Source organism: Vibrio ouci (assembly GCF_004551525.1).
Classification (GTDB): domain Bacteria; phylum Pseudomonadota; class Gammaproteobacteria; order Enterobacterales; family Vibrionaceae; genus Vibrio; species Vibrio ouci.
This window is the reverse complement of sequence record NZ_SATR01000237.1, coordinates 1-887: the sequence shown is the minus strand read 5'-3', so window position 1 is coordinate 887 and position 887 is coordinate 1. Positions and strand designations below refer to the sequence as shown.

General features: G+C 49.5%; 1 protein-coding gene. It reads right to left on the bottom strand.

Annotation, left to right across the window (positions count from 1 at the left end):
* Positions 1–887, bottom strand: an 887-nt coding sequence (locus tag ELS82_RS25395) for a hypothetical protein (RefSeq protein ID WP_134837813.1), incomplete at both ends; no start/stop codon positions are given.

Genomic DNA, 887 nt, shown 5'->3' with positions numbered 1-887 from the left:
GTCGTTATCACTGTCTAGCGCATAAACAGGAAGATGCACTTCGAGGTTGTCTTGACCCTGTACGCTATGGTCAAGCTCTTGCAACAAGGTAACGGAGTAGTTACCAAGGCTCGATTGGTCTAACGTGATACTCAATACATCAACTTGGCTGGTGACACCATTTTCGGTCACTGTGATATAACCGCGGTATACGCCATCCGAGCTCTCTTCTAAGATCACTCGTTGCCCATCGGAGAAGATACCCTCCCCAGCAGCTCGGCCATTAAATTCAGCGACATCAATCTTCAGTGCTGTGACGGTATCGCTGCCTGTTTCGAATGTGATGGTGCCGCTCGCACTTGTCTCTGTTGAGCCGACGCCTGAGCCATCACCCAAGCCTGCTTCATAGACGTTAGCTTCGGTAATTTGAGCGATCACCGGATCCTTACCGTCGGTAATGGTCAGCTCTACCTGACTGGTTAAGCTGTCACCGTCGTTATCCGTCACGGTCACCACAATGGTGTGCTTCACTTCATCACTTGAAGAGTGATCAACATCGCTGTTTGGAATAAACGAAAGTGTACCGTCTGGTGTGATAACCACTTTACCATCGGTCACTGGATATTCGGTTTTGCCTTGCTCTAAGGTGTATTCATCACCATCAAAGGTGAATGAGGTCACTTGGCCTTGGTCTGCGCCCGCTTCGGTCAGTACATCGATAATGTTGCTTTGCGCCGAGCTGTCGGTGTCAGGTTCAACCACACTGAGCGTGCCATTAGCCACCACTTGAATATCATCACCCACATTAACCACAAGGTCGCTGTTTGGCGACTTGTCGTTATCACTGTCTAGCGCATAAACAGGAAGATGCACTTCGAGGTTGTCTTGACCCTGTACGCTATGGTCAA